15 protein-coding genes are annotated in these 26,695 nt (G+C 47.7%); 14 read left to right on the forward strand and 1 reads right to left on the reverse strand.

The genetic code is table 11. The annotated features are described in order from the left end of the window. Positions 1–275: 275 nt before the first annotated feature. The 14 genes from uvrA to ligA all read left to right on the forward strand — a co-directional run bounded on the left by uvrA (position 276) and on the right by ligA (position 24,539). Complete coding sequence (uvrA, locus tag IFU39_RS23265; RefSeq protein WP_192135101.1) at positions 276–3,134, forward strand: excinuclease ABC subunit UvrA; 2,859 nt, start codon at positions 276–278, stop codon at positions 3,132–3,134. A 339-nt stretch (positions 3,135–3,473) separates the two neighbouring features. Then, on the forward strand, positions 3,474–3,686 hold the full coding sequence (locus tag IFU39_RS23270) for a hypothetical protein (protein WP_017692026.1): 213 nt from the start codon (positions 3,474–3,476) through the stop codon (positions 3,684–3,686). 277 nt (positions 3,687–3,963) lie between these two features. Next, on the forward strand, positions 3,964–5,133 hold the full coding sequence (locus tag IFU39_RS23275) for a S1C family serine protease (RefSeq protein WP_244661079.1): 1,170 nt from the start codon (positions 3,964–3,966) through the stop codon (positions 5,131–5,133). 43 nt (positions 5,134–5,176) lie between these two features. Beyond that, entirely contained in the window at positions 5,177–7,072 is a 1,896-nt protein-coding gene (locus tag IFU39_RS23280; RefSeq protein ID WP_244661080.1) for a stalk domain-containing protein, read from the forward strand. A gap of 327 nt (positions 7,073–7,399) precedes the next feature. Beyond that, a complete protein-coding gene (locus IFU39_RS23285; RefSeq protein ID WP_192135103.1) occupies positions 7,400–9,913 on the forward strand; it encodes a U32 family peptidase in 2,514 nt (837 codons plus the stop codon). 106 nt (positions 9,914–10,019) lie between these two features. Next, complete coding sequence (locus tag IFU39_RS23290) at positions 10,020–13,670, forward strand: SNF2 helicase associated domain-containing protein (RefSeq protein ID WP_192135105.1); 3,651 nt, start codon at positions 10,020–10,022, stop codon at positions 13,668–13,670. A 297-nt stretch (positions 13,671–13,967) separates the two neighbouring features. Next, on the forward strand, positions 13,968–14,846 hold the full coding sequence (gene galU, locus IFU39_RS23295) for a UTP--glucose-1-phosphate uridylyltransferase GalU (RefSeq protein WP_105600054.1): 879 nt from the start codon (positions 13,968–13,970) through the stop codon (positions 14,844–14,846). A gap of 180 nt (positions 14,847–15,026) precedes the next feature. Continuing rightward, positions 15,027–15,575, forward strand: a complete 549-nt coding sequence (gene rfbC / locus IFU39_RS23300; protein ID WP_192135107.1) for a dTDP-4-dehydrorhamnose 3,5-epimerase — start codon at positions 15,027–15,029, stop codon at positions 15,573–15,575. Positions 15,576–15,629: 54 nt separating this feature from the next. After that, positions 15,630–16,655: a dTDP-glucose 4,6-dehydratase gene (gene rfbB, locus IFU39_RS23305; RefSeq protein ID WP_192135109.1), complete on the forward strand. Its 1,026-nt coding sequence runs from the start codon at positions 15,630–15,632 to the stop codon at positions 16,653–16,655. Continuing rightward, positions 16,652–17,533, forward strand: a complete 882-nt coding sequence (rfbD, locus tag IFU39_RS23310; protein ID WP_192135111.1) for a dTDP-4-dehydrorhamnose reductase — start codon at positions 16,652–16,654, stop codon at positions 17,531–17,533. The genes rfbB and rfbD overlap by 4 nt, the downstream gene beginning before the upstream one ends. 134 nt (positions 17,534–17,667) lie before the next feature. Further along, positions 17,668–18,543 (forward strand): phosphatidylinositol-specific phospholipase C/glycerophosphodiester phosphodiesterase family protein, encoded by an 876-nt coding sequence (locus tag IFU39_RS23315; protein ID WP_091013171.1) that lies wholly within the window; start codon positions 17,668–17,670, stop codon positions 18,541–18,543. Positions 18,544–18,722: 179 nt separating this feature from the next. After that, a complete protein-coding gene (locus IFU39_RS23320) occupies positions 18,723–19,427 on the forward strand; it encodes a heptaprenylglyceryl phosphate synthase (protein WP_192135113.1) in 705 nt (234 codons plus the stop codon). Positions 19,428–19,948: 521 nt separating this feature from the next. Beyond that, complete coding sequence (gene pcrA / locus IFU39_RS23325) at positions 19,949–22,303, forward strand: DNA helicase PcrA (RefSeq protein ID WP_192135115.1); 2,355 nt, start codon at positions 19,949–19,951, stop codon at positions 22,301–22,303. A gap of 214 nt (positions 22,304–22,517) precedes the next feature. Further along, positions 22,518–24,539: an NAD-dependent DNA ligase LigA gene (ligA, locus tag IFU39_RS23330; protein ID WP_192135118.1), complete on the forward strand. Its 2,022-nt coding sequence runs from the start codon at positions 22,518–22,520 to the stop codon at positions 24,537–24,539. A 129-nt stretch (positions 24,540–24,668) separates the two neighbouring features. On the opposite strand, the gene IFU39_RS23335 is transcribed toward ligA, so the two are convergent. After that, entirely contained in the window at positions 24,669–26,042 is a 1,374-nt protein-coding gene (locus tag IFU39_RS23335) for a molybdopterin-dependent oxidoreductase (protein WP_192135120.1), read from the reverse strand. Positions 26,043–26,695 lie beyond the last annotated feature (653 nt).

Here is a 26,695-nt window from a genome sequence, read left to right on the forward strand (position 1 = left end):
AATGGCGACCTTGTCGCGATCAAGGCGAAGCGGAGAGCGTCCCCTCGCAGTAGAGTGGTCTGATAAGGTTCCGGCAATAGGCTGGAACCTTATCAGAAACCGCGGGCACACGACAACCCTTCACATAGCAAGACCCGACCCCTCACCGTTGCACCGCTTGTTTCGGGTGTCCAGAGGGCTGCGCCCTCTGGGGCCCTCCCTTGGAAGGGAGGGTTTGGGAGGGATCGAAAAGCCTTTTAAAAGGTTGGATAGTAAATTTGAGAGGATGAATACTATTGGCGAGCGATAACATTGTCATTAAAGGCGCACGAGCACATAACCTGAAAAATATCGACATTACCATCCCGCGTGACCGCTTTGTTGTATTGACCGGCCTGAGTGGCTCAGGCAAGTCCTCGCTGGCTTTTGACACGATCTATGCCGAAGGACAGCGCCGGTATGTAGAATCATTGTCAGCTTACGCAAGGCAGTTTCTTGGACAGATGGAGAAACCCGATGTGGATTCGATCGAAGGATTATCTCCTGCCATTTCAATAGATCAGAAAACAACAAGCCGTAACCCACGTTCCACGGTTGGAACCGTGACCGAAATCTATGATTATCTGCGTCTGTTATTTGCACGTGTGGGCCATCCGCATTGTCCGGATCATGGCGTGGAGATCAGCTCCCAGACCGTAGAACAAATGGTTGACCGCATTATGCAATATCAAGAGCGTACCCGGTTGCAGATTTTGGCACCCATTATCTCGGGTCGTAAGGGTGAGCACAAGAGTGTGTTTGCTGATGTGTCCAAGCAGGGCTTTGTCCGTGTACGGGTGAACGGGGAACTTCGTGACCTCTCAGAAGATATTCAACTGGAGAAAAATAAAAAGCATACGATTGAAGTCGTTGTTGACCGGATCGTTGTTAAGGATGATGTACAGGCACGTCTGGCCGACTCTATTGAAACAGCACTTAATTTGTCCGGTGGACAACTCCTGGTGGACATTATGGGTGAAGAAGAGCTGCGCTTCAGTTCCAACTTTGCCTGCCCGGTGTGTGGATTCAGTATTGAAGAGCTTGCACCACGGATGTTCTCATTTAACAGTCCCTTCGGCGCTTGCCCGGATTGTGATGGGTTAGGTGTCAAAATGATCGTTGACCCTGATCTGCTCGTACCGGATCGGACTAAGACCATCGAAGATGGAGCTTTTGATGCCTGGACAGGTGGCACATCCACCTATTATCCACAGTTCCTGAAGTCAGTATGTGAGCACTTCAACATTCCGCAAAATGTACCTGTCGAAGATCTGCCAGCTGAGCAGATGAACAAGTTGTTGCAGGGTACAGGTACGGAGAAAATCCGTTTCCGCTATGAGAACGATTTTGGACAACGTAAGGAAGCACTGGTTACCTTTGAAGGTATCGTGAATAACTTAGAGCGTAGATATCGTGATACAGCATCTGAAGGTATCCGTGAATTTATTGAGGGTTACATGAGTGCGAAGCCTTGTGGTACATGCAAAGGTCAGCGTCTGAAACGCGAGAGTCTTGCGGTTACGATTAATGATCACAACATGGCCTATGTGACTAGTTTGTCCATTGGTGAAGCTGGCCGGTTCTTCGATACATTGGAATTGTCGGAGAAGGAGCAGACGATTGCCAAACTGATTTTGAAAGAAATCAACAGCCGCCTCGGCTTCCTGGTGAATGTTGGTCTGGATTACCTTACACTGAGTCGTGCTGCCGGAACATTGTCCGGTGGGGAAGCGCAGCGGATCAGACTGGCTACACAGATCGGTTCCAGCCTGATGGGTGTGCTGTATATTCTGGATGAGCCGAGTATCGGTCTGCATCAACGGGATAATGACCGTCTGATCTCAACACTTGCGCATATGCGAGATATTGGTAACACGTTGATCGTGGTTGAACATGATGAGGATACCATGATGGCTGCCGACTATATTATTGATATTGGCCCAGGTGCAGGTATCCACGGAGGTACCATCATGTCACAGGGTACACCGGAGGAGATCATGAACGATGAGAACTCCTTAACCGGTCAATATCTGAGTGGACGAAAATTCATTCCGATTCGTACAGAACGTAGAAGTGTAGGAGACCGTTGGTTGGAAGTACGTGGAGCCAAAGAAAATAACCTGAAGAATCTCAATGTGAAGATCCCTGTAGGTGTATTTACTGCGGTAACGGGCGTGTCCGGATCAGGTAAATCCACATTGATCAATGAGATCCTGTACAAAACGCTGGCTCGTGATCTGAACCGTGCTCGGGTACGTCCGGGTCAGCATAAAGAAATTCGTGGTCTGGAGCATATCGATAAAGTTATCGATATTGACCAATCACCGATCGGGCGGACACCACGTTCCAACCCGGCTACGTATACAGGAGTCTTTGATGATATCCGGGATCTGTTTGCTCAGACGAATGAAGCCAAAGTCCGTGGATACAAGAAAGGCCGGTTCAGCTTTAATATCAAAGGTGGACGTTGTGAAGCCTGCCGTGGAGACGGTATTATCAAAATCGAGATGCACTTCTTGCCGGACGTTTATGTTCCTTGTGAAGTCTGCAAAGGCAAACGATACAACCGGGAAACGCTTGAAGTGAAATATAAAAACAGAAATATTTCCGATGTGCTGGAAATGACGGTTGAAGATGCTACCCAATTCTTCGAGAACATTCCGAAGATCCATCGTAAAATGCAGACACTGATGGATGTGGGTCTGGGTTATATCAATCTGGGACAACCTGCAACCACATTGTCTGGTGGTGAAGCCCAGCGTGTGAAGCTTGCTTCCGAGCTGTATCGCCGCAGTACAGGGAAGACCATCTACATCCTCGATGAGCCGACTACCGGTTTGCATGTCGATGATATCGACCGTTTGCTGAACGTATTACACCGTCTGGTTGATTCTGGGGAGTCGGTGTTAGTGATTGAGCATAACCTGGATGTGATCAAAACGGCAGACTATGTTGTTGATCTGGGTCCAGAAGGTGGTAGCGGTGGAGGTACCATTGTTGCAACCGGGACACCTGAGGATATCGTTAAAGTGGAAGCTTCCTATACCGGCAAGTACTTGAAGCCGGTTCTGGAGCGGGATACCGAGCGTAGCAAGGCACTGCAATTAGTGGACTAAGATCCTCTAAACCAGTAGTTATATCAATATGAAGTGGCAATATAGGCCCTTCCTTTCGAAAAGGTTGAGACGTTGGATTATGATCTGATGTGCTCTGCTTCCGAGAAGAAGGGCTTTTCATTATGAATTATGCACGGTGTTTCTTTCGGACTAAGGTTATTTCGTGAAAGTGTTTACATATGCATTATGACGAGCGTTACAGGAATATTCGGCCAAATTGGATTTTTTTCATTTTTATGGATGATAGGGCTTGCATTACAAGCAGGGTACAGATAACATAGAGGAAGATATTAGGGTATGCGTTAGCTGTTCAACTATGGTAAGGAGGTCTGTCTATCCATGCTGTTTGCAGAAGCTGCCACGGCGAGTACGTCGAATTTTAATGCATTTGATATTTTTGTCATCTTATTTACGATCCTGATTTTCATCGGAGTTGTTCGGCTTCTTCGGGCACCGAAAAAGAATCTGTTTGCGATCGGATTTGCAGTAGTCAGCCTACTGGTATTTCTGATGACAGACTATGCGATGATAACGGGTTGGTTTGCTCAGTAGGAATGCCACTGAAGTGAATGGAATTTAAGCCAAAAGAGGTACAGACGAACACTTTCCAGAGAGACATGGAGGGTGTTTTTTTCATTTATACTGAAACGATTGAACAAGATTCTACCTTCTCTACTAAAATAGGACTTAAAACAATTGTATATCCAGATTCTGTATGATACATTGAGGGATACCGGAATTGCAGATGAGAGAAAGAGCGAATAGATTCAGCGATGAATCCGATGTCGAGTCGCGCAAGAAGGATGTATAGAGAGGGTCAGGTGAGAATATGAGCGTGTTGGGTAAAAAGGGGATAGCCATACTGATGGCTGCTGTACTCTCGATTAGTGTAGCGGCAACGGCCGGTGCAGCTGAATCCAAAGCGGCAATGCAAGCGAAAGTGGTAGACGGTCAAGTCTATGTGAACACTAAAGATTTGCTCAAGGCAGTTGGTGGAAGTGGACAATATGATGCAAAATCCGGAACGTACACGTACAAGGGAAGTGAAGCCATTCCCAAAGTGATCGAAAAGGTATCTCCTTCGGTCGTAGGCATTATTGGGAAATCTACCGAAGTGCAGGACGGTGCAACATCAGACGACCGTTATAATCTTGCACATGGTACAGGTGTCATTATCCGGTCGAACGGATGGATCGTAACAAATGCACATGTGGTCGACGGATTAACGAATCCGGTTGTCGTAACGACGGATGGCAATACATACAAAATTACGAAAACATACAGTGATGCACTCAGTGATCTGGCGCTAATCAAAATCAATGCCAAATCACTCAAACCGGCGAGCTTTGCCAAAGCCTCACAAACTACTGTTGGAGAAACGGTGATCGCCTTGGGTACGCCGATTTCCTTTTCTTTGCGCAACTCGGCAACGGTAGGGGTAATTAGCGGCTTGAATCGTGGTGTTGAGGCGACCTACCGGTTGATTCAGACCGACACTGCCATTAACCCAGGAAATAGCGGAGGACCACTGGTCAACCTGAAAGGTGAAGTGGTTGGTATCAATTCCATGAAATTCTCTGCGGTAGGCGTAGAGAGTTTGGGGTTTTCGATTCCGGTGGATACCGTTCAATATATCATCGATCAGTTTTTTAAATATGGCAAAATAAAACGTGCAAGTTTGGGGCTACAGCTGGAAGAAAGTTGGTCTGCGATTGTGGGCCTGCCTACAGATGATCCCTTAACGATTACGGGCGTACTGTCTTCTGAAGCCAAGAAAGCCAAAATCAAAGAGGGCGATGTCCTTTACAGTGTCGCGGGCACACGTGTCTCTTCAGTAGTGGATATCAATGAGTTACTCAAAAAGTATCTGCCTGGACAAAAGGTAAAGCTGTTAATGCAAACGGATGGTGATATCGTCACCCGCACGTTGGTGCTTGCTGATCGCGCAGACATCGTAGACGAGGAAGATGAAGCGTTCCTTGCAGATGAAGAACAATAAAGCCCGGCGATCAGCCCGGATGGAGAGAGGACGAAAGAACGGAATGAAAAAGTCATGGATACGTGTGCTAAGCACAGGTGTATTAACCGGGATGCTGACCATTGGCGCGGCATTGCCTGTATGGGCATCTGATCTGACGACAAGTGAACTACGGGTCAAAGCGGGTAGCACGAGCGCCTACATTAACGGTGATAAGCAGGCCATAGCCAAACCTTACAAATTCAAGGGTGTTACGATGGTGCCTGTTGGTGTGTTCAAGAAAGCATTTGGCAGTGAAATCCGGCTGGAGAAAAATGATGTCGTCAAAATCAAGGAAGGTCCGCACACGGTTACCCTAACGATTGGAAGTCCAATTGCCTGGGTGGATGGTGTGAAACATGAGATGGGTGCCGCTCCCAAGATGGTGAATGGCGTACTCATGGTCCCACTTCGTCCGGTTGCTGCCGGTATCGGAGCGACGCTAGCTCCAACCAGCTCCGGAGAAATGGTCATTCGTCTGTTGCAAACCGATGATTCGGTGGATGACGAGGATGGCATTCATCCGGATGAAGGCAAAACCAGAATCGGCAACAGTTTTTACGGCTGGTCCATTAACTACCCGGCAGACCTTATGGTTTTCCAGACCGGTGAGCAGGAGCGCATGATGACTTTCGGCGCTGCAGACAACAGTTATTATCTTGAGGTGTACGTCAGCGATCAGGATGTGGCTCTGGATGCGGATGATTTGTTGCAGCAACTCGTCCAGGAGGCCAAACAATCGGGAGATACGGTGCTGGATCGTGAAGCGGTGTCGAAAGGCAAAACGCCTTATGCACGGATTATCGTGAAAGATGTAGACGGTATGTTATGGGAGATGCGTCAGTATCTGAGCGAAGGTCGTCAATATGATGTGTATCTCGCGGATTACGAAGCATTGAATTATAAAGATCTGGGCAAACGTGCAGCTCTACTCAATTCATTCCAGCCAACCTATGCGGAATCGGATCGAACGATCAAGGATCTGTCTACCGTAGATCATGGCATGCGCTCCGCGTGGAACGATGACTATGGTATTGAGTTGATGATTCCTGCCGGCTGGTCGATTGACAACAATCAGATGATCTATGAAGCCAAGGATGGTGCATATCTGCAATGGCGTGTCACATCGGCGAAGGCAGGTACTACGGTAAAAGACTGGAGCGGCCAACTGGATAAGTGGATGCGTGAGACATTTACACCAGAGAGTTACGAGCCAATTGGTTCATATACGATGGATATCTCGGGAGAGACTGCTGAGGTGAATGAATTCCGTTATAACTTTGGCGGAGGCTGGCAGACGGAGTTCGATGTTCTTTTGCAGAAGAATGGGTATCGATATTATGCAGAGTATACGTTTCCTGAGGAGCAGATTGCAGATCGGGCATGGTTTGAACGGATTATGAAGAGTGTGGAGATTGATTTTGATACGGTTGCCGATAATTTCGGTCAGCTGGATGAAGATCCTTATCTGACAGACAAAACGAAGACACTTACACGTACGTCCAAACGTTATAAATACAGTGTAGATATTCCGCGTTACTGGACACCTTACAGTGATCGATTCGAATATTCACCTGTGGTGTACACCTTTACCGGCGGAGAATTCTCCATTGCGGCGAGTGAAGACAAGTCGATCGAAATGACGGTCAGCCAACTGAGAGAAGCTTATGCCGAAGCCACCAAAACCCGTAAGAACTTCAAATTGCTTGGCAGTGAGGAGCTGACGTTTGCGGGTGTGCCTGCATTTTCCTTTACGTATCATGAACTGGACAAAGGCGTGCCATATGCGGGTCGCCAGATCGTGTTTGAAAAGGATGGAACAACCTATACGATCACAAGTGGGTTGAATGATGCCAACAAGACAGAAGTTCAGGCGGCAGCCTTGGAAAAAGCAGTGAACTCATTTACATTTATTAAATAATAGTGATGCATGCCGGAGGGTCAGAGGACCTTCCGGTTTTTTCGTTGTGCTGGAAATGAAAATGGTAAACGGTTTTTTCAGGAAAACGTAGAAGAGTCGGTGCAGAAGTGGTACACTATACTAGTTCAGGAGTTATGACTGCTGATCTGGTGAATATGAATGACTGTAAGCTTGGAGTTCAGGCAATACAGACATAATAGATAGATATTGTAATACCGTGACAATGTAGGTGTACCCGATAAGGTGCAGTCTTAGGCTTGGTATGTTCAGGCGTTTAAGGATATAGGGATGAAATCCGGCGGATAGCCGGTTATGGGGAGGATCTACATGAAAACAGCAACAATACGAAGAGAAGACGTTGAACTTCTGGCACCTGCTGGTGACTGGGATTGTATGCGTTCGGCGGTAGCCAATGGCGCAGATGCAATTTTCTTCGGAGTCGAAAAGTTTAATGCACGGGCACGGGCGAACAATTTCCGCATGGACGAGCTGCCGGAGATTATGGCGTTTTTGCACAGTTATGGCGTAAAAGGTTTCTTGACCTTTAATATATTGATTTTTGAAAATGAATTGACGGATGCCAAAGAACTGATTGATGCATGTGTCGATGCAGGTGTGGACGCTGTAATTGTTCAGGATTTGGGTTTGGTGAAGATGATCCGCGAGATCTCGCCGGATTTCCCGATCCACGGTTCAACACAGATGACGATTACGTCACCGGAAGCGGTCGAGTTTACGAAGCCGTTTGATATGGAACGTGTCGTTCTGGGACGGGAGAACAACCTGAAGCAGATCCAGAAAATCGGCGAACAGGCGAAGCTTCCAATGGAAGTATTTGTTCATGGTGCATTGTGTGTATCCTACTCGGGGCAGTGTCTGACTTCTGAAATGTGGGGAGGACGTTCGGCGAACCGCGGGGAGTGCGCACAAGCTTGTCGTCTACCATACGATCTAATGGTGGATGGAGTGCACAAGCCGATGGGTGATGTAGCCTATCTGTTGTCTCCGAAGGATCTGGCAGCAATTGATCTGATGCCGGAACTGATCGAAGCAGGAGTAACTTCTTTCAAAATTGAAGGACGTCTCAAAACGCCGGAATACGTAGCAAACGTCGTAAGCAAATATCGTAAAGCGATTGACCGTTATTTTGATGGAGATAACACACCGCCAAGCAAGGAAGAAGTTCGCGAATTGCAGCAAAGCTTCTCCCGTGGCTTCACGCATGGTTTCCTGAGCGGTACAAACAACAAAGAACTAGTGGATGGAACGTTCCCGAAAAGCCGTGGTGTCTACCTTGGTCGTGTAGATCAAGTGTTGCGCGATGGTGTGGTCCTGAAGCTGGATGCACCCGTGAAACGTGGAGACGGGATTGTATTTGACGCGGGAGACCCAACGAAGAAGGAAGAAGGCGGACGGGTATACGATGTACGTCGCAAAGGTGTAAAACTCGAAGGCGAAGCCGAAGAGGGCTGGATCGTTGACGTCGTGCCAGGCCGCAGTGATGTGGATCTGCGCCGCGTGAAAGTTGGCGACAAAGTCTGGAAAACGAATGACCCAGCGCTGGACAAACGTCTGCGTCAAAGCTTCGAAACCGAGAAACCGTACCGTGTATTCCCGGTGAAGGTGAAGGTCATCGGCAGCCCAGGCCAGCCGCTTAGCACCTGGTGGACAGACGTACAGAAAGGTACGACTGTCCGAATTGATTCCGAGATGGAACTGGACATTGCGCAGAAGCGTCCAATGACGCATGAATTGCTCGAAGAGCAGTTCGGACGTCTGGGAGGCACCGTGTTCCAGTTGGAGGGAATGGACGTCAATCTTCACGGTGACGTCATCATCCCGATGCGCGAGTTGAATAACATTCGCCGTCAGGCGGTAGAACAACTTGCGGGCGAACGTCCTAAACCACCTGTCTACGTGAAACGGGCGGTCGATGTGTACGGCGATTCAGTTAAACCGGCATCGCCAGTCGCTCGCGGTCAAGCAGAGCTGACTGCGCTCTGTCGCAGCCTGCCACAAGTGGAGGCAGCGATTGAAGCGGGCATCGGCATGATCTATGCCGACTTCGAGTTTATCAAGCAGTTCCCGGCAGCCGTGGAAGCTGTGCATGCCGCTGGTCGCAAGATCGCGCTGGCAACACCGCGTATTCACATGCCTGGGGAGAACGGATATCATAACAACATCCTGCGTCTGAAGCCGGATGCGGTATTGGTACGTAATACAGGTGCACTGTACTTCTACCTTCGCCACCGGATGGAAAACCCGGATGCAACGCACCCGGAACTGATCGGCGACTTCTCATTGAACATCGCCAATCACAAAGCCGTTGAATTGTTCCTGGAAGCCGGATGTGACTGGATTACGCCATCCTATGACCTGAACATTCAACAAATGGTTGATTTGCTGGGCCACTCCCGTACAAGTCAGACCGAAGTGGTTATCCATCAGCATCTGCCAATGTTCCACACCGAGCACTGTGTGTATTGTACGTTTATGAGTGAAGGAACGGACTATACGAACTGTGGTCGTCCTTGTGAGGAACAGCGTGCATCACTGCAAGACCGGATCGGCATGTCCCACCCGGTACGTGTGGATGAAGGCTGCCGTAATACGGTATACAATGCCGTGGAACAGTCAGGTGCCGAGTATCTGACCAACTTTATGGATCTGGGTGTATCCCGTTACCGTGTGGAATTCCTGGAAGAGACACCGGAGCAGGTACGCGAAGTCATTGATCTGTACAACCGTGCACTGCGCGGCGAGATCAGTGGTACACAAGTGTGGAAAACACTCAAAGCAACGAACCAACTGGGCGTTACACGTGGTCAATTGGTGAAATAATTAGATTGTATGGTACAACAACAGTTACAAGCATGAAGGAACCCCAATCTCTGCTTCAAGGAGCTCTTGGGGTTTTTTTACATCATGATACAGGAGGCGAAGAAGCGTGGCGCCATTCACAATTATGGATATCAAATTGCTGTGCGGGGTCACGGCATTCAAGCGCGGAGAAGATTATAACCAATCTGGCAGGGTGACCAATCTGGTGGTCAGTAACGATCAGCTTCATTATGAAGCACAGGTGCGTGGATCGGAGCGCTACCAGGTGACGGTGGATATAGATGAAGCTGGAGAGGTTGTGGCAGGCTGCAGTTGTCCGGGTGACGGCAGACACTATGACTATTGCAAACATGTTGCTGCTGTCCTGTTGGCTATTCACGAATGGGGTGAGCAGCAGGAACGGAATGCCACAGTTGCCTCTGGGAAGCCTTCTCAACCTGCTACAGGCCAAGGAGCCAATACCAGTTCCAGCATAGGTTCCAAGTCCAGGGTCGGGACGTTAGTGGAAGAGAGCAGGTGGGAGCGACCACAGTCTGATTCACAACGAGAGCAACCGAATGATGTTCCAGAGCGTCCTCCGGTTCATTTTGCCCAAGCAGGTCGGCCAAGCTCAGCTTCGGGGTGGGGCCGCTCGGCAGATAAACCTTCTTACCGTACGGCGGATCAGATTCTGTCCATGTTTGCCAAGGATCGGAGACCGCTGCATGGAAATGATCGTAAATACACTGCCCCTGTCAGCCGTTCCTTCCTGCGGGAAGAATTGCAGGTTCAGTTTATATGTAAGCTGACACAGGTTCACAAGGGTGGTGGGAAACTTGCTCTTGAATTGAAAGTGGGTAACAAACGTCTGTATGTGGTGCAGAAAGTGAAACAATTCCTGAACTGTATCGAGAAGGGCGAGCCAATGTCATTTACCAAGCTGTTCCACTATGATCCATTGATGCATGTTTTCACTCCGCAGGATCAGGCCATTCTCTCGATGCTTATTCGAATGAGACAGAGTGAAGAGGCATACCGCGAATCCATCTCCGGTTATTTGGGAGCGTCGGACGGACGGGATATACTGATTGCTCCGCTCGTATGGAAGCCATTGCTGGAATTGCTACTACAGGCCGACAGTCGGATGGAGGGTACAGGATTTGCCAATGGACCACTCACGCTCGGTGAGGGAGTATTGCCTTTGTTTTACCGGATTGCCCAGGGAACGAATGAAGGGTATCAGCTTGAAATTTCGGGACTGCGTGAACTGATTCTTCTCCCTGCTTATGATGCCGCTGTGGTGGAAGGACAGTTGCATATGTTGGAGCCGATGCAGATGCGAAGTCTGGAGGACTTGAGTGGTGCACTCACTTCATATGGAATCAAGGAAAGCATCGATATTTCGCCCCAGCAGGTGGACGAGTTTGTACAACATGTGGTGCCAGAACTGCGTACGCTTGGACATCTGTCCATTGATTCGCAGGTGCGTGAACAGATTGCGGAACCGGAACTTTCACCGAAACTATACATCGACTTCTATCGTGAACGCATTACAGCACGTCTGGAATTCGACTATGAGGTCATGGTTATTAATCCGCTGGCAGAGTACTTGATTGATGAAGAAGAGAAAAAGGTTATTTTGGTGCGTGATCGATACAAAGAGCGAAACTTGATTGAACGGCTTGATCGATCCTTTCTCGAAAGAGACGGTAGTGTTTGGGCGAGCGAACGCGAAGATGCCATCTATGATGTCATGTATCATCTGTTGCCTGAGCTTGAGAAACAGGCAGATATTTATATGCCAAACGCCGTGAAGGCGATGGTGCAATCCTATCCAACACCGCCGAAAGTACGAGCAGATTTGGGAAGGGGTTTGGACTGGCTGGAGATTTCATTTGAGATGGAAGGTGTGGACGAGCAGGAACTTCAGGAACTCATGCGCCGCATTGTGGAAAAGAAACCATATTTCCGTCTCAAGAGCGGTGTCTTTCTTTCGCTTGAAAATGAAGGTGCAGACAGCTTCGCTCACATGGCTGATTCGCTTGGACTTGGAGCAGATGACATCAAGAGCAGCCATATCCGGCTGCCAGCTGTTCGGGCGTTACAGTTGCCGGGCAGGGATGAAGTTTCCGGTCATGTGAAGTGGGGAGGCTCCCTGAAACGTTTCCTTGATGATCTGCGCGATCCTGAACGGATGGATTTTGCATTACCAAAAGCATTGACCCCCATCCTGCGGGATTATCAGAACAGCGGATATCAGTGGCTGCGTACCCTCGCTTATTATCGTTTTGGCGGCATTCTCGCGGATGATATGGGACTTGGCAAAACGTTGCAAAGCATCGCCTATATCACAGCGGTTCTTCAGGAGAAACCCGAGTACAACATCGACCATACGGGCGTTGATAAATACCGGGAGAGCGGATCATTATGGGACGTTGAAACGCTGGTGACTTCCGACATCGATCTAGAAACTGGACTCCCATTGAATAAGATGACTTCAGAGAATAAGGATGGTTTATGGTCCACGATGCAGCAGGATGGACTGACAATCCGAACGAGGGTCATTCATCCCCCGGTACTTGTCGTGGCGCCTGCCTCGCTGACCTACAACTGGGCTAATGAGTTTGCGCGGTTCGCCCCGCATCTGAAAGTCCTGATCGCAGCCGGTCAGAAAGAAGAACGAGCCAGCATGCTTTCTGGAATGGATGAGGCAGATGTGATTGTGACGTCTTATCCTCTGTTGCGCCGGGATTTGGACACCTACCTGGGCCGAACCTTCCATACGCTCATTCTGGATGAAGCTCAGGCAATCAAAAATGCTTCTTCCCAGACCGCCCAGGCAGTGAAACAAATTCAGGCCCCGCGTCGTTTTGCACTTACAGGAACGCCTGTAGAGAACTCGCTGGATGAATTGTGGTCCATTTTTGAAGCCGTATTCCCTGGGTTATTTCCAAGTTACAGAAGATTCCGCGACCTTCCTCCGGAACGGATCTCGCGGATGGTGCGTCCGTTTATTCTGCGCCGCCTGAAGAAGGATGTGTTGGAAGAATTGCCTGATCGAATTGAAACGGTACAGCGCTCAGAGCTTACGGTTGAACAGAAGAAACTGTACGCCGCATACCTTTCCCAGCTTCAGGATGAAGCATCGAAGGACATGGAGGATAACGGATTCCAGAAGAATCGTATCAAAATTCTGGCTGGCATCACGCGTTTGCGTCAGTTGTGTTGTCATCCGGCCCTCTTTGTCGAAGGATATCAAGGCGATTCCGGGAAAATGGAACAGTTGCTTGAAACGGTCGAGGATTGTTTGACTGCAGGCAAACGAATTCTCATCTTCTCCCAATTTGCGAGCATGTTGAACCTGATTCGTCAGACCCTTGCGGCAAAGGGAAGAAACCTGTTTTACCTCGATGGTCAGACCCCTGCACAGAGCCGGGTCGAGATGTGCCACAGATTTAACGAAGGTGAAGCTGAACTGTTCTTAATCTCCCTGAAAGCTGGCGGGACCGGACTCAACTTAACAGGGGCAGATACCGTTATATTATATGATCTGTGGTGGAATCCCGCGGTGGAAGAACAGGCGATTGGCCGTGCCCATCGCATGGGACAGAAACAAGTGGTACAAGTCATTCGCTTGGTTACCGAAGGTACGATCGAAGAGAAGATTCTGGAACTCCAGCAGAGGAAAAAGGACTTGATTGCCGAAGTGATCGAACCGGGAGACGGAGGATCAACGACCTTATCGGAACAGGATATCCGCGAATTGTTGATGGTATAATGGAGTCCAAGCATCGTAGCAATAAGAATCATTAAATATATGAATCTATACAAGTTGGACTAATCATTTACACGAGAAACGTAGAGGACAGAAAAAAACTGGAGAAGCGGAGCGCTCGCCTAAAAGCTTTCTGAAAGAAAGCTGCATCGGAAGCATACGCTATCCCCAGATTTTCACCTTTGTAAAAGTGAATTAAAAATCTGGGGATAACAGCGATCGGAAGGTTGTTCTGTCACCCGGAGTGGTAAGTGTAAATATGCTTTAGTTCAACTTGTTTAACAAAAGGAGTGGGTTCGTGTGCGTATTCGCAAAGCGATTATTCCAGCTGCGGGGCTGGGTACCCGGTTTTTGCCTGCGACCAAGGCAATGCCTAAGGAAATGCTGCCGATCGTGGACAAGCCAACGATTCAGTACATTATTGAAGAAGCCGTAGCTTCAGGAATTGAAGATATCATTATTGTGACAGGTAAAGGGAAGCGCGCCATTGAAGATCACTTCGACTACTCTTTTGAGCTGGAGCAGAATCTAGCGGATAAACAGAAGTGGGACTTGCTGAATGAGGTTCGCAAACCCTCCGAGATGGCAGATATCCATTATATCCGTCAAAAGGAACCGAAGGGACTTGGTCACGCCATCTGGTGCGCACGCAAGTTTATCGGTAATGAGCCTTTTGCCGTCCTGTTAGGGGATGATATTGTGGAAGCGGACCATCCCTGCCTGAAGCAGATGATCGAAGTCTACGATGAGCTGCAGTCTCCAATCGTTGGTGTACAGCCTGTTGATTGGAGCGAGGTGTACCGCTACGGGATTGTGGACGGAGAGTTGCTGACCCCTACCGATGATCGTGTCTTTCGTGCCCGCCGCTTAATTGAGAAACCGAAGACCGAGGACTCTCCCTCCAACCTGGCTATTATGGGGCGTTACATTCTTACACCGGATATCTTTGAGATACTAGGTCAGCAATCTGCTGGTGTAGGGGGAGAAATCCAACTCACGGATGCCTTGTCCCGATTGAATGAACAGCGGCAGATTCTCGCATATCACTTTGACGGACTGCGTCACGATGTTGGCGAGAAGTTGGGTTTTATTGAGACATCGATTCACTACGCATTGCAACGCCCGGATCTACGGAAAGATCTCTTAAAGTATTTGGAACAGGTCGTAAAGGATCAATAAATGGTTTTTCGCATGCCTTGAAGTCCAGCCGAAGAATGATATCGCGGCTGGGCTTTAATTTATTTTATGGAAGAGTAAATATGAGTGTTATACAGGCCAATGAACAAACACATACTCGACACTTTACATATACATAGTCAATATGAAGAGATGATGTCAACAGCAAAACGGAGGGATGTCATGAAGGTACTTCCGCTGTTTATGGATGGTGCTGCCATCTTGGAACCCAAGGTTTATGGTGATCACCGTGGATATTTTATGGAGAGTTATAATGAGCAGGTTCTGCATGAACAGGGGATACAGCACGTCTTTATTCAGGACAATCAATCCTTGTCGGCTGAAGCAGGTGTTCTGCGTGGGCTTCATTACCAGCTTCGGCCCAAAGCACAGACTAAATTGGTGAGGGTTATATCAGGGGCAATATATGATGTGATCTTGGATGTCCGCACTTCATCCCCAACCTTTGGTCAATGGAAAAGTGTCATTCTAAGTGAGTATAACCAGCGGCAGCTGCTTGTTCCTCAAGGATTTGCTCATGGATTCTGTACCTTGGTTCCTCATTCTCAGGTAACTTATAAGGTAGACTCCTATTATTCGCCTGAACATGACCGTGGAATTCTGTGGAACGATCCGGCGCTCGCCATTGATTGGCCTGTGACGAGTCCTATATTATCGGAGAAGGATCAGAAGCATCCTTTACTGAAAGATGCTGAACTGAACTTCGACTAATTAATCAGACTTTTCAGATACTTCTGTATCTGGAGGCAGAGGGAGAGAGACAGCATGAAACTACTGGTTACGGGTGGGGCCGGATTTATCGGCAGCAACTTTGTGCTATATATGCTTCGTGAACATCCGAGTTATGAGATTATCAATGTGGATGCATTAACGTATGCGGGGAACTTGGAGAACTTGCATACGGTAGAGTCCAATCCCCGATATACCTTCATCCAAGCAGATATTGCAGATGTACAGCAGATGGAAGCTGTTTTTTCCCAAGGCATCGATGTGGTTGTGAATTTCGCTGCCGAGTCTCATGTGGATCGAAGTATTCTGTCCCCGGATATCTTTGTACGTACCAATGTGATGGGTACTCAGGTTCTGCTGGATGCGGCAAAGAAGTATCAAGTCACCAAATTTGTTCAGGTATCGACGGATGAGGTATATGGATCACTAGGTACAACGGGTTTATTTACTGAAGATACACCTCTGATGCCAAACAGTCCTTACTCTGCAAGTAAAGCTGGCGGGGATCTGCTTGTAAGAGCCTATCATGAAACCTTTGGACTTCCCGTAAATATTACACGTTGCTCCAATAACTACGGGCCTTTTCAATTCCCGGAGAAACTGATTCCGCTGATTATATCCCGTGCATTGAATGATGAAGCCATCCCGGTATATGGTGACGGGCTCAATATTCGTGACTGGCTTTATGTCGAGGATCACTGCAGCGCGATTGATCTGGTGATTCATAATGGACAATCTGGAGAGGTATACAACATTGGTGGTAATAATGAACGTACTAATATATACATTGTGGAGAGCGTATTGGAGCAACTGGGTAAGCCAGCGAGTTTGATACAATATGTACAAGATCGGTTGGGACATGACCGACGTTACGGTATAGATCCTACCAAGCTACGTACAGAGCTTGGCTGGCAACCTGCACACAATTTTGAGACAGGGATCAAGGAGACGATCCAATGGTATCTGAAACATCAAGATTGGTGGACGAGAATTCAATCAGGCACATATCAGGACTATGTTCAGCTTCAGTACGGTAAGCGGATGGGTGATTCGTCCAAATGAAATATAGAGTTATGGTGACTGGTGCAGCCGGACAGCTGGGTTATGATGTGGTGAAGACCTTCGAAGCAGAGGGTCATCAGGTATTGGCCTGTGACAAGAACCAGATGGATATTACCGATCAACAGCAGTGCACAGATAGGATTACAACGTTCCGACCTCACATCATTATTCACTGCGCTGCTTACACGGCGGTCGATCAAGCTGAGGTAGATGAAGATACAGCATACGCAATCAATGCATCAGGTACTAGAAATATCGCTGTTGCCGCCGAGAAAGTGAAAGCAAAACTGGTATATATCAGCACCGATTATGTATTTGATGGGAGCGGGAGTGCACCATACCGAGAGTACGATGTAACGAATCCGCAGAGTGTTTATGGCAAGTCGAAGCTTGCCGGGGAAAGGCTGGTTCAAAGTTTGTGTACGCAATGGTTCATCATTCGAACATCATGGGTGTTTGGCGTGCATGGGGGTAATTTTGTCAAAACCATGCTGGAACTTATGGCAAAGCGTCCACAACTGCAAGTTGTTCATGACCAACAAGGTTCGCCTACCTATACGATGGATCTTGCACGATTCATCCATACTCTTTCTACGAGTGAAAAATATGGTATCTATCATGCTTCCAATTCAGGAACTTGCACATGGTACGAGTTTGCAGAGGCAATAAGAGAGGAGGCCGGTAAGCAGAGTGGGTTCGAGCCGACAGCCGAACTTACGCCATGCACAACCGATCAGTTTCCGCGTCCAGCCCCTCGTCCTGCATACTCGGTGATGGATCATCTGGCGATTCGAACGAACGGTCTGGAACCTCTGAGACCTTGGCGTGAGGCGCTGATTGCGTTTTTGAAAGAGTTAAGTGTACAACAAAAGGACTGAGCACGTGGAGGTCCGTGCTTTATTCCCAAACTGTACCCACCATTTAACAGCCGCCTTCGAGCGGCTGTTTTGTTTTACGCCTCGTCAATTGGGGTAGTTAGCTAACAAAAAGGTACTGAGGATGTGAATGTGATATGAAACGCATTGCCGCCGTGTTAATACTACTGATCGTTACCGTGGGCACACTCTTTTTCGCCTATGAAAGCGAGAGTGAGGAACAACGGGACGGATTTACCGCTTATAGATTAATCGCCCATGCGATGGGCAGCATCAGGGATCAACCATATACCAACGCCTATGAAGCAATGATTGCCAATTACGAGAAAGGCACACGTGTATTTGAGATCGACTTTATGCTGACCTCGGATCGCAAAGCTGTAGCCAGACATGAATGGACCGCGAATATGAGCAAAATGTTAGGACAAGACGAAGAACTTTCGGAGGATAAACAGGCCGGGGCGCTGACACATGATGAGTTCATGAATACGCCTATTCTGGGTATGTACCAGCCTATGGATGCAGACGGCATTATAGATGTACTGGCTAAATACCCGGATATGTATATCGTAACCGACACCAAGGAACAGAAGGATGAGGATATTCAGCAGGTGTTAAGATCCCTGGTGGATGCTGCCAAAGAACATGATCCCTCTGTGCTGGATCGCGTGGTTGTACAGATCTATAACGAACCCATGCTTGAAACGGTGAAAGAAGTCTATGCATTCCCTTCCATTATCTATACGTTATATGCCACACAGGATACAGAAGATCAGGTTGTTGATTTTGTTCAAAAAAATGATATTGATGCCGTGACTATGCCGGAATATAAAGTAAACCAGAATTTCGTCGCCAAGCTCAATAGTGCAGGCTCAGTCACCTACGTGCATACCATCAATGACACTGAACAGGTGGCTAACTATGAGAAGTGGGGCGTGTACGGGGTGTACTCGGACGTGCTGACGGAGCAGGAGCTGGATGAGATGAATACACGGTTTGCCTGGAAACCGTAAAATGTCGAAATTATAATTATAACAAAATCCAAACCACAGGCTTTTCCCTAACCAGGAGCGGGAAATGTCTGTGATTTTCTGTTCCCCTTTTTATACGAACATTGACACTCACTGCCTGCTGACTTAGACTTAGTTTACAAGCTTTCTAGGATGCAGAAGAACCTCTGGAGGAATGTTCGTTGATAGACATGATTAAGAAGTGGAGACATGTATTTAAGCTTGACCCGGACCGGGAGATTACAGACGAAGAACTCAATCTGGTCTGCATGTCGGGGACCGATGCAATTATCGTCGGTGGATCTTCAGGAATTACTTATGATAACACGGTAGACCTGATGTCCCGCGTGCGTCGCTATGAGTTGCCCTGTGTGCTTGAAGTATCCGATCTGGAGGCTGTTGTTCCCGGATTTGACGGATATCTGATCCCGATGGTCCTGAATGCAACGGACAGCAAATGGATGATTGGGCACCACCAGCAAGCCATAGAGCGTTACGGTTATCTGATCCCATGGGATCTGCTGATTGCCGAGGGTTATATTGTGCTTAATGCAAACTCCACGGTAGCGCGGTTGACGGGTGCAGATACGGATCTGACGACAGGAGCTGCGGTGGCATATGCCCAAGCCGCGGAGCGTCTGCTCAATCTTCCCATTATATATATGGAGTATAGCGGAACGTTCGGAGATATGGAGCTTGTTGGTGAGACACATAGACAATTGGAGCGGGCACACCTCATCTACGGCGGCGGAATTGATGATCCGGAGAAAGCCGCGCAAGCTGCTCAGGTGGCAGATACCATCGTTGTAGGTAACATCGTGTATAGTGATCTGAACAAAGCACTTGAGACGGTGTTGGCCGTAAAAGGTACCGATGAAACGGTTTAGTTTACCATTCCCCCATTTTCCCCTTATGATCTGTTAAAATAGAACTTTGCCCTTACTAAGTAAAGAAGTTATATGAGCGTAATGTCGTTTACACGAGTACAAATAGGATCGAAATAAGCTAGAGAAGCGAAGCATTCGTTATAAGCTTTCTGTACAAAAGCTAAATTCTAAGCAATCTCTTATTATCCGATATTGTTCTTTTACTAAGCAATTCGTATACAGGAACTATGTTTCCACAAAAACGGAGAGTGCAGAAGCAATCTGAAGAAACGAAGTGTTCTCTCTTGTGAATTCAACTACCCTTAAATATAAGCTAAACTAATTTTTACACGATAACGTAGAGGACAGAAATAAGCTGGAGAAACGAAGTGCTCGCATTTATTACCGGATTTTCACCTTTGAAAAAGTAAATTAAAAAATCTGGGAATAACGGCGATCGGAAGATTATTCTGTCATCGGAGTGGCGAGTGTAACCTATTAATTTTGCTTTATAGACCAACCAACGAAAGGAGCATGCATGCATGCAACCTGTAAATATACATGATGCCGTTGCACGGCTTAACACCCCTCAACGGCAAGCCGTCGAGGCGACGGATGGCCCCCTGCTGATTATGGCCGGAGCGGGATCAGGCAAGACCCGGGTGCTGACTCACCGGATTGCCTATCTCATTGCAACACGGAAGGCACCCCCGTGGGGCATTTTAGCGATTACATTTACGAACAAAGCCGCGCGTGAGATGCAAGACCGTGTATCCCAACTCGTAGGTGGATCTCAGGGCCGCGACATTTGGGTATCCACATTCCACTCCATGTGCGTGCGTATTTTGCGCCGTGACATTGAACGTATTGGCTTTACCTCCAACTTCAGTATTTTGGACTCATCGGACCAATTATCTGTAATTCGTAGCTGTATGAAAGATCAGAATATTGATACGAAGAAATTTGAGCCCAAAGCAGTTCAATCGATGATGAGCACGGCCAAGAATGAACTGATTAGTCCGGAGCAATATGAGAAGCAGTCGGGAGATTATTTCGAAGGTATTGTGGCGAAGGTATATAAGATGTACCAGAAACGGTTAAGAGCCAACAACTCACTTGATTTCGACGATCTCATTATGCAGACCATTCAACTGTTCAAAGAAGTGCCGGAAGTCCTCGACTTTTACCAAAAGAAATTCCAGTACATTCACGTGGACGAGTATCAGGATACGAACCGTGCACAGTACATGTTGTGCCGCATGCTCGCGGACAGTCACCACCACATCTGCGTTGTAGGGGATAGTGACCAGTCGATCTATCGCTGGCGTGGGGCGGATATCAGTAATATCCTGAACTTTGAGAAAGATTACCCTGAAGCAAATACGATTTTGCTGGAGCAGAACTACCGTTCTACTTCCAATATCCTGAATGCAGCGAACGAAGTGATCGGCCTGAATACAGGGCGTAAACCGAAGAAACTGTGGACGGACAAAGAGGGTGGTTCAAAAATCAAGGTGTACCGTGCGGATTCCGAACATGATGAGGGGTATTTTGTAACCTCCGAGATTAGTAAAAATGTGAAGAACGGCAAATCCTATCAGAACCATGCCATTTTGTACCGTACCAATGCCCAGTCCCGGGTTATAGAGGAAATTCTGATCAAGTCTGATATTCCGTATCAGATTGTCGGCGGCATCAAGTTCTATGATCGCAAAGAGATCAAGGACATTCTGGCGTATCTGCGCCTGTTATCCAACCCCGACGATGATATCAGCCTTACCCGGATCATTAATGTACCGAAACGTAGCATCGGGGATACAACAGTAGGGAAGCTAGCGGCTGCTGCAGGAGAGCGTGGAATTTCCATTTTCCGAGTACTTCAGGTCGTGGATGATCTTGGTTTTGCTGGTCGTACGCGTAATGCGTTGGTGGAGTTCTATGACATGATCGCTGCTCTGCATCAGATGGTAGAATATCTGTCTGTAACTGAACTGACCGAGAAGATCCTTGAGATGAGCCAATATCGTCTTGAGATGCAAAATGAAAATACACTCGAATCTCGTGCACGGCTGGAGAACATTGAAGAGTTCCTGTCGGTAACGATGGAATTTGAGAAAAATAATGAAGACAAAACTCTCGTTTCGTTCCTCACCGATCTGGCATTGATTGCGGACATCGACAGCATGAACGATGATGAGGAGGATCAGAGCGACGCTGTTACCCTGATGACCATGCATAGCGCCAAAGGTCTGGAGTTCCCGGTTGTCTTTATCGTGGGTATGGAGGAAGGAGTCTTCCCGCATAGCCGTGCCTTTATGGACAATGAAGAGCTGGAGGAAGAACGCCGACTTGCTTATGTAGGGATCACCCGTGCGGAAGAGCAACTTTTCCTGTCTTGTGCACAGATGCGGACGTTGTTTGGACGTACCACAGCGAACCCGCCTTCCCGCTTCCTGGATGAAATTCCTGATGAGCTGAAGGAAGACACCTCTATGGCTCGTGATCGTTACCGTCGCGGAAGTAGCGGAGGCGGCTCATATGGTGGACGTGGACTAGGTTCCAGTGGAGGAAGTAACTTCGGTGGTGGCACCAAGCTCTTTGATCACCAAAGCAAGAGCGGTTCATCTGCTACCTCATCCACGCCAACTTCGCGTGTGACCACAAGTACCTACCGCCCAACATACTCTACGCCATCGTCTGCTTCCAAGCCGGTAGCTTCTGATGGTGAAACAGGATTCAAGGCAGGAGATAAAGTACAGCATGGCAAATGGGGGACAGGCACCATTGTTGCGGTCAAAGGGACAGGTAATGATACCGAACTGCAGATTGCCTTCCCGGCTCCGGTGGGTGTGAAACGTTTGCTTGCCGGCTTTGCCCCAATTACGAAAGTAGAATAAGAACGAAACTTCCTTTTGCATGATAACGGAGAGAACAGAAATAACTTGAAGAAGCAAAGCGTTCGCCTTTATCCCCGGATGTCTACCTTTTAAAATGAATTAAAAGAAATCTGGGGATAACAGCGATCGGAAAGTTATTCTGTTATCGGAGGTTAAGTGCAAGAGGAATGTTCGTTTACATATATAGATCAAATTAACGGAGGGATGGCCCTGTATGGACCCGATGCACCGGATGGAGCAACTCGTTACCGAGCTGAACCAGCATAATTATCAGTACTACACGATGGATCAGCCACAGATAAGCGACAAGGAGTATGATCTTCTGTACGACGAACTGGTTACGCTGGAACAGGAAAGCGGCATGGTTCTGCCTGATTCTCCAACACAGCGTGTGGGCGGCGAACTGCTCAAAGGGTTTACCCCACATCGCCATTTATCTTCATTATGGAGTCTGGACAAAGCGCAAAATATTGAGCAGTTGCGCAGCTGGAATACCCGTGTACTGAAACTGATCAACGACTATAACAGCAAAAATCCCGATACACCTTTACCGGAACCAGGTTACGTCATTGAGTTGAAATTTGACGGATTGACGCTGAACCTGACGTACACCAACGGTGAGTTGGTGCAAGCCTCCACACGAGGGAACGGTACTGTAGGCGAAGGTATTTTGGCACAGGTGAGAACGATCAGATCTGTACCGCTCAAAATTCCTTACACAAGCGGCACGATTGAAGTACAGGGTGAAGGTATCATGAACCTGTCTGTCCTGGAGCGATACAACGAGACAGCGGCAGAACCACTCAAGAATGCGCGTAATGCAGCAGCAGGAGCACTGCGCAATCTTAATCCGAAGGCAACGGCTGAGCGTCGGCTGAATGCTTATTTTTATAATGTAGGTTACTCGGATGACATTCAGTTTGCCAATCATCAGCAGATGATGGACTTCCTGCGTGAGAACCGCTTCAAAGTTAATCCGTCGATTACTTATTTCCATGAGTTTGATGATGTGATGGAACAACTGGCCGCGATTCAGGAGAACCGGGGTCAGCTGGACTATCTGATCGATGGAGCTGTTATCAAAATTACGGACATGCGCACCCGCGAAGTGCTGGGTTATACCGATAAATTCCCTCGCTGGGCGGTGGCATATAAATTCGAGGCTGAAGAGACCACAACGGTTCTTAACGCTGTGGTATGGAATGTGGGCCGTACTGGCAAAGTCACTCCGCTGGCACGCGTAGAACCGGTTGAACTTGCCGGGGTAACGGTACAGAACTGTACGCTGAACAATGTCGGCGATATTGAGCGCAAAAATCTGAAGTTTGCTCTGGGCACTCGGGTCTTTATCCGTCGCTCCAATGATGTCATTCCAGAAATTCTGGGTAAAGTGACAGAGGAGAGTGATGGCGAGGAGATCGTCTTCCCTGAGCAGTGTCCTGCATGTGGATTCCCACTGGAGCAACGTGGAGCGCATCTGTTCTGTAACAATAGACTTGCGTGTAAACCGCAAACGGTGGCACGTATTTCCCATTTTGCTTCCCGTGATGCCATGGACATCGAGACGTTCAGTGAGAAAACGGCGATTCAGTTGTATGATGAATTGAACGTACGTGAGCCTGCCGACCTGTATACGTTACAGTTTGATGATCTGGTGAAGCTGGAGCGGTTTGGGGAAAAGAAAGCGAACAACCTTATCGCTGCGCTGGAGCTTAGTAAAGATAGAGACTTGGCTTCCTTCTTATACTCACTGGGTATTCCGAACACAGGTAAATCGACAACGCGCATGCTCGCTGATCATTATCGAGATCTGCACGCCATTATGAATGCAACCGTGGAAGAACTGGTTGAACTACCCGATGTCGGTGGTATTGTGGCAGAGAGCATCGTAACTTTCTTTGCAGATCCGTTTACACAGGCTGCGATTGAGAAAATGCTTAACTTGGGTGTGAAAGCACAGGCACCTGAGGCACCAACCGTTGCTGTTGTGGAAGATTCCTTCTTCAGTGGTAAAACGGTCGTCTTGACCGGAACGCTGCACCAATTGACGCGGGAAGAAGCAACGCAAAGACTGGAAGCGCTCGGAGCGAAGGTGACTGGCAGTGTGTCGAAAAAGACAGATTTGGTTATTGCCGGAGAGAAGGCAGGTAGTAAACTAACCAAAGCCCATGATCTCGGTATTCGTACGATTGAGGATGAGGACGAACTTGTACGTCTTTTGAACCCACAGGGTTAAAGTGTAATCAGAGAGTTCATAATGAGGAAAAAGAAAAAGGCCCCCGAAGACACGAATATGTGATCGGGGGCTTTTGCTGTTTATTGAATTATTTGATACAACGAATGAACGCTCATCAATCTTATCTGATCATGATCCACTTAAATTGTTAGGGATGCGCTGAGATGCGCCTGTAAGCCATGCATCCTTATCATATCCTCGCTCTTCCCAGTAACCAATATGTTCGCTGTCGATGAGTTCAATGCGATTTAGCCATTTTACTGATTTATAGGCATACATCTGAGGAATGACGAGCCGTACCGGACCGCCAAGATCAGCCGGGATGGGTTTGCCATCATGCATGACAGCGACCATAATATCTTCCATTTGTGCTTGATCCATCGTAATCGCATCTGTGTATACACCATCACCGGAATAAAACTTCACACTATGAGCTTCCGGTTTGACCCCGGCTTGTTTCAAAAGCTGTGCAAGAGAAATGCCTTCCCAAGTATTTTTATATACAGACCAGCCCGTTACACAGTGGAAATCACTAACCTGTACGGTACGCGCGAGCTTCACGAACTGTTCCCAGTTCCAGACCTGTGCCCGTTCAACCAATCCATCAATACGGAAAGACCAGTTAGCATTGGAGAAGGACGGTATGGGCGTAACCGTATATACGCGGAAATGACCTTCAGCCCCGCCTCCAAGGGGAGGTGAAGAGGCGGACAGCGGTTGTGGCAGAGGAACCATACGGTTAGGATCGTTCTCCAGCATGCTATCAATACTATTATCGATCTTGAGATTTCGTCCTACCCAGGATATAAAAGTAGGACCAAGAGTCACGGCGAGACCAACCCCCACAGCAGAGCGGATAAAAGCTCGTCGTGTATACAACGGTTGAGGTCGCTCCACAGATTTGAGGGGATCTCTCTCGGAACTGCGATCAAACTGGGAAGAAGATATAGCAGCTGGAGTTTCTTTTTCATCCGATATTGAATCAGATGGATCAGCTGTATTTTGAGTTCGTGTTGAAGCTGTAGTGGTTTTAACCGCACGACGTGCAGGGTCCTTTAACCATTTGGTCCGAGTGATGGAGTGATAGATAATATAAGGTAAGCCCACCCAAGTCAGCAGGTCATGGAACAAAAGTGCAGCATTCGACCATCGAGGTCCAGCCAGCTTGAACTGCCATAATACAATACCCGAGAGGAGCCAGCCTACCAGCAGAGCAAGAACAAAGATGGTGTTCACCCTCTGCCATGGTCTGTTACGAAGCTGTTTCCAGTGCTTTCCGGCCAAAATCAAGTAATATACTACGGGTGCCAGCATAGCTAGCCCAACGATGATATGTAGCCATTTTAACCAGACACGTCCAATTCCGAGTATCTCGCGCCAAAAGCCGCCTACCAGCATAAGACCTGTTATAGCAAGGATCACAACAATCCAGGCATTCCAAGCATGGATGGAAACCAACTTTTTGCCGTAACCTTTGCGTCTGTTCTTTAACCATTGCTTCAAGTGCGATCACCCCATATAGGTTAGTAATGAGTTTATTCAGAACTTTAATATGTAATAGCTAGCTGTGAATGGAGTACGTGATCTGTGTAAAGGTGCAATGCGAGATGGTTATACGATTGTTCATGGGCTACTTATGAAAGTAGTACACGTGACTGCTTAACCTTATCTCTATATCTATATACCTTATTATAGAGTTTTTGGATCACTTTCTTCAAACGAACAGAAGGGAGGGGATCGTTATCCCATCTTGGGTTCAGAGAATGTGCTAATCTGTCGAATTCAGGTTGGAGACAAGACACCGTAGATGAAGATATCATGATATCAAAAGGTTGATTAAAAATGCTTGCTAAATAAATCACTACGTGATATATTATTTCTTGTCGCTTCAAACGAATGATTGTCATAATCATTTGAAAGATGACGAAAACAAAGTGTTGACAGTAAGTTAGTTAACATGATATGATAAGATTCCTGTCCGGTTGACAAACATCAACATAAACGGACATACAAGTTCCTTGAAAACTGAACAAATGGATAGTAACTTTTGATTCACAATGAATCGTCAGATTCAAAATGAGCTTATCGCTCTTTTCAATACTTTATTGGAGAGTTTGATCCTGGCTCAGGACGAACGCTGGCGGCATGCCTAATAC

Origin of the sequence: Paenibacillus sp. CFBP 13594, assembly GCF_014842675.1 — a bacterium.
GTDB lineage: Bacteria > Bacillota > Bacilli > Paenibacillales > Paenibacillaceae > Paenibacillus > Paenibacillus amylolyticus_B.